This window comes from Myxococcales bacterium, from assembly GCA_016703425.1.
In the GTDB taxonomy this organism is placed as follows: domain Bacteria; phylum Myxococcota_A; class Polyangia; order Polyangiales; family Polyangiaceae; genus JADJCA01.
In genome coordinates, this window is sequence record JADJCA010000012.1 from 279,265 (window position 1) to 293,275 (window position 14,011).

11 protein-coding genes and 1 tRNA gene are annotated in these 14,011 nt (G+C 69.4%); 9 read left to right on the forward strand and 3 right to left on the reverse strand.

Going from position 1 to position 14,011, the window contains the following annotated elements; all coding sequences use genetic code 11:
* Positions 1–62: 62 nt before the first annotated feature.
* The 6 genes from IPG50_24050 to IPG50_24075 all read left to right on the forward strand — a co-directional run bounded on the left by IPG50_24050 (position 63) and on the right by IPG50_24075 (position 7,443).
* Positions 63–1,886, forward strand: coding sequence for a serine/threonine protein kinase (locus IPG50_24050; protein MBK6695256.1), 1,824 nt, complete (start codon positions 63–65; stop codon positions 1,884–1,886).
* A gap of 63 nt (positions 1,887–1,949) precedes the next feature.
* Complete coding sequence (locus tag IPG50_24055; protein MBK6695257.1) at positions 1,950–3,890, forward strand: protein kinase; 1,941 nt, start codon at positions 1,950–1,952, stop codon at positions 3,888–3,890.
* Between the two features lie 81 nt (positions 3,891–3,971).
* Positions 3,972–4,418 carry a hypothetical protein gene (locus IPG50_24060; protein MBK6695258.1) on the forward strand — a complete coding sequence of 149 codons (447 nt, stop codon included), beginning with the start codon at positions 3,972–3,974 and terminating at the stop codon, positions 4,416–4,418.
* Between the two features lie 103 nt (positions 4,419–4,521).
* Entirely contained in the window at positions 4,522–5,121 is a 600-nt protein-coding gene (locus IPG50_24065; GenBank protein MBK6695259.1) for an RNA polymerase sigma factor, read from the forward strand.
* Complete coding sequence (locus IPG50_24070; GenBank protein ID MBK6695260.1) at positions 5,118–6,512, forward strand: FecR domain-containing protein; 1,395 nt, start codon at positions 5,118–5,120, stop codon at positions 6,510–6,512. Before IPG50_24065 ends, IPG50_24070 begins: the two co-directional genes overlap by 4 nt.
* A gap of 154 nt (positions 6,513–6,666) precedes the next feature.
* Positions 6,667–7,443 (forward strand): hypothetical protein, encoded by a 777-nt coding sequence (locus IPG50_24075; GenBank protein ID MBK6695261.1) that lies wholly within the window; start codon positions 6,667–6,669, stop codon positions 7,441–7,443.
* A gap of 29 nt (positions 7,444–7,472) precedes the next feature.
* Here IPG50_24075 and IPG50_24080 read toward each other — a convergent pair whose 3' ends face one another.
* The 3 genes from IPG50_24080 to IPG50_24090 all read right to left on the reverse strand — a co-directional run bounded on the left by IPG50_24080 (position 7,473) and on the right by IPG50_24090 (position 9,854).
* The gene (locus IPG50_24080) at positions 7,473–8,807 is read right to left on the reverse strand and encodes a sigma 54-dependent Fis family transcriptional regulator (protein MBK6695262.1); all 1,335 of its coding nucleotides are present in this window, start codon (positions 8,805–8,807) and stop codon (positions 7,473–7,475) included.
* Positions 8,808–8,923: 116 nt separating this feature from the next.
* Positions 8,924–9,094 carry a hypothetical protein gene (locus tag IPG50_24085; protein ID MBK6695263.1) on the reverse strand — a complete coding sequence of 57 codons (171 nt, stop codon included), beginning with the start codon at positions 9,092–9,094 and terminating at the stop codon, positions 8,924–8,926.
* A gap of 688 nt (positions 9,095–9,782) precedes the next feature.
* Positions 9,783–9,854, reverse strand: a tRNA-Cys gene (locus tag IPG50_24090).
* Positions 9,855–10,026: 172 nt separating this feature from the next.
* Here IPG50_24090 and IPG50_24095 point away from each other — a divergent pair.
* The 3 genes from IPG50_24095 to IPG50_24105 are packed head-to-tail and all read left to right on the forward strand — an operon-like array spanning position 10,027 to position 13,939.
* Positions 10,027–11,346, forward strand: a complete 1,320-nt coding sequence (locus IPG50_24095) for a sigma 54-dependent Fis family transcriptional regulator (protein ID MBK6695264.1) — start codon at positions 10,027–10,029, stop codon at positions 11,344–11,346.
* Positions 11,333–12,859, forward strand: a complete 1,527-nt coding sequence (locus IPG50_24100) for a serine/threonine protein kinase (protein ID MBK6695265.1) — start codon at positions 11,333–11,335, stop codon at positions 12,857–12,859. The genes IPG50_24095 and IPG50_24100 overlap by 14 nt, the downstream gene beginning before the upstream one ends.
* A gap of 45 nt (positions 12,860–12,904) precedes the next feature.
* The gene (locus tag IPG50_24105; protein MBK6695266.1) at positions 12,905–13,939 is read left to right on the forward strand and encodes a hypothetical protein; all 1,035 of its coding nucleotides are present in this window, start codon (positions 12,905–12,907) and stop codon (positions 13,937–13,939) included.
* Positions 13,940–14,011: the final 72 nt, after the last annotated feature.

A 14,011-nucleotide genomic window follows, 5' to 3' on the forward strand; every position in this document is an offset into this window, starting at 1 on the left:
CTGGGGGCGTGCGGCGTGTCGTCCACAGTCGAACGCGAGCGTGTACTCTGACTCGTCCCGCCATGACCCCCGCGCTCGCCCCCGGCACCATCATCTCCGAGCGCTACCGCGTGGAGTCCCTCCTCGGGCAGGGCGCCATGGGTGCCGTCTACCTCGTGGAGCACATCCACATGAGGAAGCGGCTCGCGTTGAAGGTGCTCCTCCCGGAGATGAGCGGCAGCGACGAGGTCGTCGCGCGCTTCGAGCGCGAGGCCATGGCGGCGGGGCATATCGACCACCCGAACGTGGTCGCCGCCACGGACTTCGGGCGAATGGAAGGAGGCGCCTTCTTCCTCGTCCTTGAGCTCGTGGAGGGGCAGAGCCTGCGCGACGCGCTCGCGTCGGGCCCTCTCGAGGCCGGGCGCGCGGCGACCATCGCCACACAGATCGCCAGCGGCCTCGCGCGCGCCCATGAGCTTGGGATCGTTCATCGAGACTTGAAGCCCGACAACGTGATGCTCGTTCGGCGTGAGGGCTCGGTCGACGAGCTGGTCAAGGTGCTCGATTTCGGCATCGCGAAGGCGACAGGTCTCTCGCCGGCGGCAGACAACAAAGCGCTGACGCAGTTGGGGCAGGTCTTTGGTACGCCCGAATACATGGCGCCGGAGCAGGCGAGGGGCGAGGCGGTCGACGCGCGCGCCGACCTGTACGCGCTGGGTGTGACGCTCTACGAGATGCTGACGGGGCTCCGGCCCTTCGATGGCGATACCGCCATCGCGGTCCTCACGATGCAGGTCGCGCAGCCGCCGCCGCCGCCCTCGGAGCGCGCGCCGCGGGTCCACGTGCCGCCGGCCCTCGAGGCGCTCGTGATGCGCCTCATGGCGAAGGACCCGGGCTACCGGCCTCAGACGGCGGCCGCCGTTCACGCGGAGTTGAACCAATACCTGGCCGAACGAGGCGATGGGGCGTCGGAGCGTGTCGTCTCGGGCGCCGCGGTCCTCCACACTGCCGCGAACATTGGGTCGCCGACAACGTCGGTGGCGTCGGAGCTCGGGAACCTACCGACGGCGCTTCCGGCTCCTCCGACGTCGCGCGCCTACGCGGCAGCGGACGTGCGCACCTGGTTCTGGGAGAGACGCCGCACCCTGCTGCCGGCTCTCGGCGGCGCCGCATTGTTGTCGCTGCTGATGGTCGTTCTCGCCGCCAAGTCGTGTGGTCCGCGAGCGCATCCGAGCGTCGTCGACGGCGGTGCTGCGTCGACGACGCCTTGGCTCCCGTTCGCAGGGCTTTCCGATAGCAAGCTCCGGGACGCGAGCCAACGCGGCGTCGAGGCGCTCCTGGCGCTCGAGGCCGAATACCCGAAAGACGCGCGCGTTCCGCGCGAGATCGCGGCCGCTTGCTCAGCGCAAGGGCGCCACCGCGACGCGCTCGCGGCGTTGGGCCGCCTCGCCGCGCTAGACGCCCAGGCCGCCGCTCACGCAGACATGGACCGCGTGCTCGATGTGGCCCTCGACGTCGGTACCGCCGACGACGTCGACGCGGCGCTCTTGCTCCTCGAAGGGCCCTTGGGCGCGCGCGGCGTCGACGTGCTCATGGAGCGAGCCGCCGCGCAGGGGCCGCACCGCGCGAAGTTCCAGCGCAGCCTCAAGAAGCCCGACGTGCGCGCACACGCATCGCCGGCCGCGAGCGTCGTGCTCGACCTGCGTGAGGCGAAGTCGTGTGAGGCAAAGAAGGAGCTCTTGCCCCAGGCCGCCGCCGCCGGCGATGCGCGGGCGTTGGCCCTCATCACTACGTTTAAGCGGACGACCGGGTGCGGCTTCTTCGCGCGGGGCGATTGTTACCGTTGCATGCGCAAGGACGCCGCGCTCGCCGAGGCCATTTCTGCGCTCGAGGCGAAGAAGAAGTAGCGCTCCGGCAAGAAAAACAGTCAAGGAGACGTCTGTCTCGCCGTGCGGTACCCTTACGACGCGATGCGCGAGGAAACGCTCCCAGTTCGGCGCGGAGAGCTGATCGGGGGCAAGTACAAGGTCGAGAACGTCTTGGGCCACGGCGGCATGGCCGTGGTGGTGGCCGCTCGCCATCAAGAGCTCGACGAGCTGGTGGCCATCAAGATCCTCTTGCCCCATCGCGCCGAACACGCCGACGTACGCGCGCGCTTCGCTCGCGAAGCTCGGATGGCCGTCAAGATCAAGAGCGAGCACGTCGCCCGCATCATCGACGTCGGCGCCCTTCAAGACGGCACGCCTTACATCGTCATGGAGTACCTCGAAGGCGAGGACCTCGCGACCCTGCTCTCGCGGCGCCACCGCGTGCCCGTCACCGAAGCGCTCCTCTACGCGCTGCAGGTCTGCGACGCGATCCGCGAGGCCCACTCGCTCGGCATCATTCACCGCGACATCAAGCCGGCGAACCTCTTCCTCGCCAAGACGCGAGGCCGGCCGCCGAGCTTGAAGGTGCTCGACTTCGGGATCTCGAAGGTCGAGCACCACGACCGGCGCCGCACCGAGACCAAAGAGATCCTGGGCTCACCTTGGTACATGGCGCCGGAGCAGATGCAGAGCTCGACGTCCGCGGATCCGCGCGCCGACATCTGGTCGCTCGGCATCATCCTCTACGAGCTCTTGACCGGTGAAGTCCCCTTCGACGGCGAGACGATGACCGAGGTCATCGTGAAGGTGCTCCACGACGAGCCGATCCTCGTCGAAGTGCCGTCGCCCTTCGATGCGGTCATTCGGCGATGCCTGGCGAAAGACCCGGGCGAGCGCTACGGCACCATCGACGAGCTGGCGACGGCGCTCCGGGCTCTCGAGCGGCCTTCGAGGGTGTCCAAACCACCGGTGCCGCGCGCGAGCTTGACGCCGCGGCCGGCGCCCGTAGAGACCATCCCGGAAGAAGCCCTGGTGGACCTCGAGGACGGCGAAGTGGTCGACGTCGGAGAGTTGTTGCCATCGGAGCAGCCGCCCAACGTCGCGGCCAGTGCGCCCCCCTCGGCGCGGGGCGCTCGCGCGACGCCAACACCAACGCCCGCTGTCGCTCGGGCGAGCGTGCCACCGTCAGCGCCGCTGGTAGACGTGGCCGCGCAGGCTGCCGACGGCGTGTCGACGTCGCCGCCGCCAGCGAAGGTGCCTGATTCTCGCCAAGTCCCGACGCTGCGACCACCGAGGCCGGCGACCGCGGCGGCACCGGCGCGCGATCGCGTGCTCTGGGCGTGGGGAGCGGGACTCGTCGCGCTCCTGGTGGTGCCTGGCGCGGTGATGGCCATGCGATCCTCGCGGAGCGTGGCGCCGGCGCCCCCCGAGTCGACGCCGACTCCGACCAAGCCGATGACCGCGTTCACGACCGTGGAGTCCCCACCGACGCCAACGAATGCGCCTCATGCCATCACCGCCGCAACGGTCGAGTCAACGTCGCCGACGTTTCCCACGCCGTCGGCGGTCGCGGTCGTCGCTCCCCCGCCGCGCGTCGACGCCGTGCCCAGTCCGGTTCCCACGCCGGCGCGGACGGCTGCCGTCGTCGAAGCCACGGCGCCAGTGTTGCCGCGCGAGCCGGCTCCGCCCCGTGAGCCGACGCCGCCTCGCGAGCCGCGCCCAAAGCCGGTCGTTGCGGTGGCCACGCCGAAGGTGGCGCCGACGCCCGCGCCCGCATCCGCCGGCGACGACGCGGCCGTGGGCTTCCAGGTCGCGCGGAAGAATCAAGCCGGCACGAAGGAGTGTTGGGAGGGGTCCTCGAAGACCACGAGCGTCGTGCAGGTGGTCGCGACCGTGAACGCGAACGGTGCCGTCGTTGGCGCGAGCGCCAAGGCGACCGACGCGGCCTTCGCACAATGCGTTGAAGGTAAGGTGCGCTCGTGGACGTTCCCGGCGGCCGATACGCCGCGCACCTTCAACATTCCGATTCGCGTGGCGCGCTAGATCGCTTGAAGTCTGAGTCAAGGACGGACAGCTTCGAATTGCTCACCGCTCCATCGACCGCAACGACGTACCATCATCCCAATGCCGCCCAGTCCCGAACAGTTGGAGCGATGGCCCACACGCCTCCGGCTCTTCACTTTTCAGCCCTCGCGCCACACCAACGATGGCGACGCGCTCAAGGCTACGTTGCCCTTCGCCAACGAGCGCGAGCTCGTCGCGCTGTTCGACCGATTGGGGCGACCGCTTGTCGAGCTGCCGAGCGACGCGGCCGTTCCCGTCGCCGGCTGCCAATACACCATCGAGGAATATGAGGCGCTCCGGCAGCCGCTCCCGCTGTTCCCGAAATACGAGGCTCCGTCGCGGACCGAGCTCTTCGGCGTGTCTGTGTACGTGACCGTCGACAAGGCTTCGGTAGGCGTCTTCGTCTCCGGCGCCGACGGCAATCCCTACGAGGTCACGGAGCGCGATTTCGAGAACGCCCTCTCTATCGAAGCGGGCCTGGCCGAGAGCGGCGGATTTCCGGGCTGACAAAAGCGACGTCAGTTCAATGACCTAGAAGAAAAGCGGCGCGACCCGCGCGCCCCCGCGGAACCTTTTGCCGGGCTCGTCGTGACACTCGGTGATGATGGTCATGATGAGCGGCCCAACGACGAAGAGCATGGAGCCGGAGAGGCCGCTCCCGCTCGAGGCCGCCATCCTCGAGCGTTGCCGCGCGCAAGATCCGATGGCCTTTCGAGCCTTCGTGGTTCGGCACGAGCGAATGGTCTTTGCGCTGCTGTCGCGCATGCTCGGCCGACGGCCCGAGGTGGAGGATCTGGCGCAAGAGACGTTCGTGCGCGCCTATCGTGCGTTCCCCGGCTTCGACCCCCACGGGACGGCCAAGGTCTCGACGTGGCTTTTGACCATCGCGACGCGCCTCGCGTTGGATCTCAAGAAGCGGCGCACCGTCGACGCGGGGCCCATCGAGGAGGCCGACCAGGTGTCCGCTGAGCGCCCCTCGACGCCTGAGCTCCGCCTCGTGCGACGCCAACTCGGTCACGCCATCGCGGAGGCGGCAGCGACGCTCCCCGACGACCAACGCGCGGCTCTCGTGCTCGTCGAGCTTCACGGTTTGTCGCTCGCCGAAGTGGGCGAGGCGCTGGGCGTACCGGAAGCGACCGCGAAGACGAAGCTCTTTCGCGCACGCGAGAAGATGCGGGCCGCGCTCGAGCCCGAATGGAGGCGATCGTGAGCGAGCGAGACGACGAGCGACCGCTGTCCGAGGACGTGGACCTGGAGGCGTGGGACGCGGCGCCGCCGCCTCGCGATTTTTCGGAGCGCGTGGTGGAGCGCATCCGCGCCGAGCGCAGCGATGGTCAGGGGGCCGCGCCGAAAGGGCGTCGGTTCGGTTCGCGCGCGACGGCGGTCGTGATCGCGGCGTCGCTCGCCGCCAGCGTCGCGTTGGCGTTTCGGTCTCCAGCGCCCGCGCGAGGGTCGGCCATCGCGCGCGATCGCATCGAGCTCACGATGGGGTCACGTGCCCGCGTGGTCCTCGAGCCGGGCGCCGAGCTCGCGTGGGACGGTGACGACGTCGTTCAGTCGCGAGGTGACGTTTTTTATCGAGTGGAACCCGGTGCGCGTTTTCGCGTGAAGACGCCGGCGGGGGTCATCGAGGTCAAGGGAACTTGTTTTGGAGTGAGGGTGGCGGAGATGCAAAAGCGAGACATCAAGGTTGCGGCGGCGGGGGCAGGGGCGGCGGCGCTTGTGCTGCTCGGCGTGTACGAAGGCAAGGTCGCGTTGTCACACGACGGCCAGCGAGCGGAGCTTGGCGCGGGGGAGGCGGCTACCTTTGGCGGCGGGCGCGTCGAGCGGCAGTCGCTCGCAGACGGGCAGAAGGCCTTCGACGCGAAGGTCGCTGCGCGCGGAGACGAGCCGCTCGAGGCTGCCAATCAGAACCTCGTGAACCAGGTCACGGACTACAAGAAGCGCCTCGAGGCGCTCTCCGCCCAGAAGGTGGAGCTCGAGGGCAAGCTCTCCTCCACGGAGAGGGCGCTAGCGGCGGCGCAGGCCGACGGCTCGGCGCCGCGCGTCAAACACGACTTCGACCTCTCACAGGACGACTGGAAAGAGCTCGCCAAAGACGGCACCGTCAAGGCGCGCACCCCGTGCATCAAGCCCGAAGGGTGGGCGCCCTCGGCCGAGCAGTTGCAGCGGCTGGGCCTGGCACCGGACGACGCCGCGACGCTTAAGACGGCCTACGCGCAATCGAACGAGCGCATCTGGGCGGCGCTACGGCCCCTGTGTGCGCAAGCCGTGAACAGCGCCGAGGTGGCGGAGAAGTTGGGGCCCAGCACGTGCCAACACCTCGTCCTCGACGTGGAGGGAGCCAAAGACGGTGACGCGACCAACGAGGCGATGCGCCTCGTGGGGGAGATCCGCTCGGGTGCGCGGCCGATGCCAGGCCCCGGCGAGAAGCTGCATCCGGTCGCCAAGATGTTCCTCGCGGTTACGCACGAGCCCAAGGCGTTCGAAGACGAGCTGGCGCGCGCTTTCGGACCCGAGGAGGCCCACCGCATCGCTTACAGCGACGAGCTTTGCATGTCGCGCAGCACCTGGGGCCGGGGCCCGCGCAAGGGCAAGTGAGCGAGCACGCCGCGTAGACGACGGGCGACACCGCGGCTTCTCGTCCACGGCAGCGGCGTGGCGCCGCCGCGAGGGACGAGCCATCTCCGCGGCGACGAGCCCCCTTCGCTGCGCGCTCTTGCGATGGCATGCGCCCTGCTTGGGTGACGACGCCATGCAACGGAGGTCCTTTCTCGCTCTCCTCGGCGTGTCCGCCGGCGCCGGCGTCAGCTGGCTCCTCGGTGGCTGCATCGAGCAAGGCACTTCCTGGGTGCCTACGGGGCGCCTCCTCGTACCCGTTCCCATCGACGACGACGAATACGTGCCGGCGTCGTCGACGCAGTCCACGGCGGTGGTTCAAGCGACGTGGGAGCCGAACCCGAGTTGGCAAGCGCGCGCGGTGCAGCTCGAGGCCTTCGGCGTCTTTACCGAAGAGGCTCCGGGCCCTTGGGCGGGACGCGAGCGGAGTCACGTGCCAACTGTTGTGCGCGACACAGTGATGCCTGAGCGCGTCACCGTCATGGTCAGTCACATCATGAGCAACGGACCGCGCGGCGTCTCAGGTACATCAGACGCCGCCACGGTCCCGGGCAGCGACGACGCGGGCGATGTGTGGTCGCCGAACCCGGAGCTCGAAGACGCGGCCGTCGATGTGGCGCTCGCCGCGGAGTCTGGGCTCGAAGGCGACGACGCCGAGGCTCCGGCCCCGCCGCCTCCCCAGAACCTTCTCGCGCCGCTTGCGCCCGTCGACGAGCCCTACCACTTCACGACGACGATCTACGTGAAGGCCGACTCCGGTGAGGTCCTGGGGCTGATCGAGCTCCGACCTACCGATGCCGAGCCACCCGTGATCACCTTCGTGTTGCCCCGCGGCGTCGGGAGCCTGACGGCGTATGCCGCATGCAATCTGCACGGATTGTGGGCTTCGTCGCCGCTCGCGGTCAACTCCTAGCGAGCGTCTCTCGCGCCCGCGCTTGCCGGCTAGGACTCCTTTTGCCGCTCGCCGATCTGGTGGCGCTGCAGGAGCTCGGTGAGGTACGAGCGATCCATCTGGGCGACGCGAGCCGCTTGACGCACGCTGCCGCCGGAGCGCTCGAGCAACGCCTGGAGGTAGTCGCGTTCAAAGGCGTCGACGACGACCTTGCGCGCCGCGCGGTAGCCGAGGGGCCTCACGGCGGCGAACGTCTCCGCGCCGCCGAAGCTCTCCGTCGAGGAGAGGTTTCCAAGGTCGCGGGGGGCGCCGAGGACGATGGCGGCCTCGACCACGTTGCGCAGCTCCCTCACGTTGCCGGGCCAGTGGTAGGCGATGAGGCGCCGCATGGCCTCTTCTGGAAACACGGCCTCGACGGGCCCCTCGAAGGCCGCCTCGCGAAGGAAGTGCTCCACAAGCAAGGGAATGTCTTCGCGCCGCTCCCGCAGCGCGGGAACGCGCAGCGTCACCACGGCGAGGCGGAAGAAGAGATCGAGGCGGAACCGCGCCGCGTTCACGTCAGCGCGAAGATCGCGATGCGTGGCGCTGATGACGCGGACGTCGACCGTCACGTCATCGCTTCCGCCTACGCGACGGAAGCGACGCCGTTCGAGGACGCCCAAGAGCAGCGACTGAATCTCCGGCGACAGCTCACCGATCTCATCGAGAAAAATGGTCCCGTGGTTGGCGAGAGAGAAGGCGCCCTCGCGCCGCTGTTCTGCACCAGTGAACGCACCGCGTTCGTGACCGAAGAGTTCACTCGCGAAGAGCGCCGGTACGGTGGCGGCGCAGTCGACGGTCGCCATCGGGGCGTCTTGCGAAGCGATCTCGTGAATGGCCCGCGCGATGAGCTCTTTGCCGGTGCCCGATTCGCCGACGATGAGCACCGGCGCGTTCGTCGAGCCAAGTTGGCTGATGCTCGCGAAGAGTCGCTGCATCACCGCTGAGCGGCCCAGGAGACCGCCTATCGAGTCGATCTCGAAGGTGCGAACGACGACCTCGTCGCCGTCCTCGACGCGGAGCGTCGTGCTGCCAATGCGGATGGTGGCGCCGGGGTCCACGACAACGCGGGCGCCGTCGAGCGTGGCCGCGGCGACGCGCGTGCCGTTGGTCGAGCCCAGGTCCGTCGTGAGGATGCCCTCGTTGAGGCGCCTCAACTCGAGGTGAAACCGTGAAACGGTGCGATCGGTTAGCCTGAGGCCGTTGCCTTCGGCGGTGCCCACCGTGAGGACGTCCTCCGGCGCGACGAAGCTAAGGCCCGCGTCGGGGCCTTCGGTGACGACGGCGCGGAGCGTGCGAACGGGGATGCCAGGCCGACGCTGGCGATGGGTGCCGTCGGTTTCCATCGCGTCAAGGTATCAGGGCTTTCCGGCGTGGGAACCTTGGGTGAGACCCGTCTGGTTCGTAGCCAACCGAGACGCGGGCGGTTGGGTCGAGGTCCTCTCGGCACCTCTGCTCACGCTCAGCGGCCGCAGCGCACGTCGGCCGGGTACCGGACGCCCTTGCTGCAACTCGCGACGAGCGCGTACTTCGTGTAGGGCGGTGGCGGCTCGCGCCGCGTCATGCAGACGGTCGTGCAGTCGCCTCCTTGGCCCTGGCACGCAGCCGCGCAGTAGTCATGCTGCAAGCGCACTGCGCACCCGTTCGAACAGTTTTCACCGCCTCGCGCGCACGCGAGGATGCACTGCGACAATCGTGCGCAGCCGGGGTCCGTCGCGCAGTCGGTTTCGGGCTCGCCCTTCGTTCGCGGACCCAACGAGGGGGGGGGCCCGACGGGGGGAAGGACACGCGCCCACCGCGGGGGGGGCCGCCCGGACGCGGGACGCGCGCGGCGGAGCGGGCAGCACACCTCGTCGAGAGCGCTCTGGCAGCCCGGGTTCGCGAAAAGTCGGAGGCCACATCGGGCTCCCGGGTCGGTCGCCGCAGCGGAGGGGGGCGACTGCGGCGGCTCCGAGGCCTTGCAGGCGAGCAGCCCAGCGGCAACCACGGCAGCGACAAGACAACGGCTCAGCATGGCAAGATGGTAAACGACGCGCGTCCGCCGACGGTGGCAGCGCCGCCACCGATCAGCGCGTCGGCGCAGGGGCGGTGGGCGCGCCACGCCAGCGCCAGCGGGGCGCGCGATGGCGGGCTCAGCGCATGCTCGCCGAGCGGCGCCTATTCGGCGCCGCGGAGGCGAGGATGGGATTCGCCCCCGGGCGCTCCGAGACGCCACCGGCGCGGTGGCGTCGCGATGGGCACGGACTCAGCGCATGCTCGCCGAGCGGCGCCTATTCGGCGCCGCGGAGGCGAGGCGGGGGGCGCGCTCGGCCGCGCCGCGGAGGCGAGGATGGGATTCGAACCCACGTATAACGGATTTGCAATCCGCTGCCTAACCACTTGGCTACCTCGCCATGAAGAGCGAACAAGGAAGCTAGCGAAGCGCACCCTCATCGGTCAACGAAGAAGCGAGGCGGGGGCAAGTGGGCTCGCGACTCGGGCCCGAGCGCGTTCCTCGTTGCAGCCGCGCACGCGGCCCACCGACAACTCGATCGCACCGCGAATGTCGGTACAATCGCCCCACTCATGAGCGACCGACAAACGGCGGCAGTCACGCGCAACGAGACCTGGGTCACGCCCGACGGCGCCGCTCTGTTGGTCCTCTCAGGCGGCGCGAAGGGCCGCTCGATTCCTTTGCCAGGCGAACCGGGCGAAGCCATTCGCGTGGGCAATGGTCCGGACAATGACCTCGTGCTCCCCGACGCGACCGTTTCGCGCACCCACTTCAGCGTCGAGCGCACAGCGCAGGGACTCTTGCTCAAGGACGCAGCGAGCACCAACGGCGTGCGCGTCTCCGACATCGCCGTCAAGGAGGCCGTGCTCGAGCCCGGCATGCGCATCACGGCCGGCGACGTTGCGCTCATGGTGACGGTGGAAGCCAAGGGAGCCGTCGTCCCCCCGAGCAGCGAGGACACCTTCGGGTTCACGCGCGGCGGAAGTCTCGCGATGCGACGCATCTTCGGCATCCTCGAGCGCGCTTCGGGGGCGACCGTTCCGGTGCTGCTCACCGGCGAGACGGGAACCGGCAAGGGCTCGCTGGCACGCTCCGTTCATGAGCGCAGTCCTCGCAAGGCGGGGCCCTTTGAGGTCGTCGACTGCGGCGCGCTTCAAGTTGCCGCGTCCCCGGAGGCCGAGCTCTTTGGGCAGGATGGAGGCGCACCCGGTGCCCTCGAGCGAGCCTTCGGCGGCACGATTCTCTTGGATGACGTCGACGAGTTGCCCCTCTCGATCCAAGCGGCCCTGGCACAAGCGCTCGACACGGGCACGCTCCGCCGCACCGGCAGTTCCACAGCCGTCCCGCTCAACGTGCGCGTCATCGCTGCCACGTCGAAGGATCTGCGAGAAGAGAGCAGCGCCGGTCGCTTCCGTGAGGACCTGTACTTCCGGCTCGCCGTGGTGACGGTTCCCGTGCCGCCGCTCCGTGCTCGCCTCGATGACCTTCCGCTGCTCGTGCAGCTCCTTTTGCCGAAGGCGAGCGACGGCGCCCCCATGCGCGTCAGCGCCGATGCGACGCGCGAGCTCAAGGGCTACGACTGGCCCGGCAACGTTCGCGAGCTCAGAAACGTCTTGGAGCGCACCGTTGCGCTCGCACGGGCCAGTGGCGAAACCGACATCAAGGGCTTTTACCTCAAGGCCACGCGAGCTCGTCACGAAGGAGGCCTCCTCGAATTCGAAGTCGGCGTCAGCTACCGCGACGCCCGCGCCCGCATCGAGAGCTCCTTCGAAGCGGCCTTCGTTCGCTGGATCCACGATCTTCACCGTGGCAACGTCTCCGCCGCCGCGCGCGCCGCGAAGATGGATCGCAAGTACCTCGCGGAGCTGATCCGCAAGCATGGCATCCGCTGAAGCTTCGCCCCCGGACAACGACGACGCGCCGGAGCCGCTCCGCGAGTCGGTCTTGCTGCGCATTGGGCGCTACGAGCTCTTCGATCGGATCGCGTCGGGCGGCATGGCGACGGTCTACCTCGGACGCGTGGTTGGCGACGCCGGGTTTCGGCGGACCGTCGCCCTCAAGCGCCTCCATCCTCACCTCGCCCAGGAGAAGAGTTTCGTCGCGATGTTGCGCGACGAGGCACACCTCGCGAGTCGCATCCGGCACCGCAGCGTCGTTCCCGTGCTCGACGTCGTGGACACCGGCACCGAGCTGCTCTTGGTTCTGGAATTTGTCGAAGGTGTCTCTCTCGGAGCCCTGATGACGAGGCTCCGCGAGCGCGGCGTTCCGATGCCGCTCGACCTCGCATGCGGAATCTTGCGCGGCGTGCTCGCGGGCCTTGGCGCGGCGCACGCAGCCACCGACGAGAGCGGCGCTCCCTTGGACCTCGTTCATCGCGACGTTTCTCCCCAAAACGTCCTCCTCGGCAAAGACGGAATCGTGCGCATCGTCGACTTCGGCATCGCCAAGGCTCGGGGCCGGCTCCAAACGACCGACGATGGCCGGCTGAAGGGCAACTTCGCGTACATGGCGCCGGAGCAAGCGCGGCGAAAGCCGGTCACCGCCGGCGCCGATCTCTTCGCCGCTGGCGTGCTCGCCTGGGAAATGCTGACGGGGCGCCGCATGCACCCCGACGACGACGCCGCGGCGGTGTTGACGCGCGTCCTCTACGAGTCGCCGATGCGCGTGAGCGAGTTCCGGGACGTCTCAGAAGCGGTGGACGCCGTCGTCGCTAAGGCGCTCGCCAAGGAGCCCGAGGCCCGCTTCCGAACGGCCGCCGAGATGAGCGAGGCCTTCGGAGCGGCGCTTGGGACTGCGGGGCCCGGCGCTGTCGCGGCGTTCCTGCGCGAGCACGTCGGCGATGAACTCACGGCCTTGCGACGCCGCATTGAAAGGGTCGAGGGTGCCGATCGCCTCTCGTCCGAGCCGCCCGTCGCGCCAACACCAGACGCGGCTGCGGTCGCTCCGCGCGTGACCGAGGTCGTCGATGCACCGGCGCTTCCGGCCCCGACGCGGCAGGGTCGGAGGCTCGTGGCTCTCGTCGTCAGTGCAGCCGTGGGCGGTCTGCTGCTCGCCTTCGCCGTGAGTACGCTCGGTGGTCGCGCCCAAGAGCCGACGGGCGCGGTTCCGTCGGCGGCGCCGAGGTTGTCACCGTCAGCGACGGACGACGTCGCGACTGCGGCTGCGACCTCCGCCGCGACCGCGACCGCGACCACGACCACGACCGCGACCGCGAGCGCGAGCGCGAGCGCGAGCGTGGTTGGGGGGCGCTCGGAGGTCCCGAGCCTTGTCGACGCGTTCGGACGTCGTCCGTCGATTCGCCCCCCGCGCGCCAGCGTTTCCGTGAACCCGCGGTTGCCCACGCCCGCACCATCGATGTCGACCACCAGGCCAGGCCTCGAAGGCATCCCCCGCGAGCGTGAGTAGCGAGCGAGGGCGCGCGCTCGACAAAATGCGCGTAGCCTGTGGCTCGTGGGGCGCCGCTGCCAATACGGGCTCGTCGCGGTCTCCGTGCTCGCCGGCTGTCTTTTGACGACCGGGCCGGTGCGGGCGCAGCCTGCCGCCGTTGCCTCGGAAGATTCGGCCCTCGCGGAGACGCTGTTTCGTGAGGGCCGCGCGCTCTTGGAGGACGGTCAAATCGCGGAGGCGTGCACGAAGCTCGACTCGAGTCATCGCCTCGACCCCAAGGTGAGCACCATGCTGAACCTGGCCGCGTGTCACGAGCTTGAGGGACGGACCGCGTCGGCGTGGGCGGAGTTCTTGGAAGCGGCCCGCTTGACGCGCGTTCTAAAGGTTCGTGATCCGAAGGCCCTCGAGGATACGGCCCGCACGCGCGCCGCGGCGCTCGAGTCTCGGCTTCACTACGTCGTCGTCGAGGCGCCGGATGCCGTGCCGGCCGGCGTCGAGCTCTTCGTCGACGGTCGCGCCCTTCCGCGGGTGGCGTGGTCGTCGCCCATTCCCGTCGACCCCGGCGAGCGCAAGTTCGAGGCGCGCGCGTTGGGCCATTTGACCGTCTCGTCGTCGCTGCTCATTCCCCGCGAGGGTGGCCGCTCCGCGCTTCGTATCCCGTCGCTTCCGGCGAAGCAGCCGGGAGCCGCCGACTCGCCGCGCGAGACCTCGTCGCCCCCCCCGAACAACGCGTCGACCGCGAGCCCGTTGGCGCCGGTTGGCCAGTCGCCGCTGAAAGAACTCCCGTTCGTGGCGGGCGCGACCCTCTTCGTTGGCGGCGCAACCGTTGGCGCGGTCTTCGGCCTTCGCGCCATCTCGCTCAAGAACGAGCGAGACCTCGAGTGTGACGCCGCAGGCTGTTCGGGCGCCGGGCTTGCCAAACAGGAGGACGCCAGGAGCGCAGCCGTCGTGTCGACGGTGGCGTTCCTCGTTGCGGGCGCTGGCGCCACGCTCGCCACGGTTTGGCTCCTCTTGCCGCGGACGAAAGCCGCGCCTATGGCGCTCCGCGCGGGGTGCGTTGGGCCCGCCTGCGGAGCGGCGCTCGCCGGCGGCTTCTGACCCCGTCAAGCGCGTGACGCTCGACGCTCGGGGCGCGCCTCAAGGTTTTCGATGCCTGACCGTTCCAAGAGA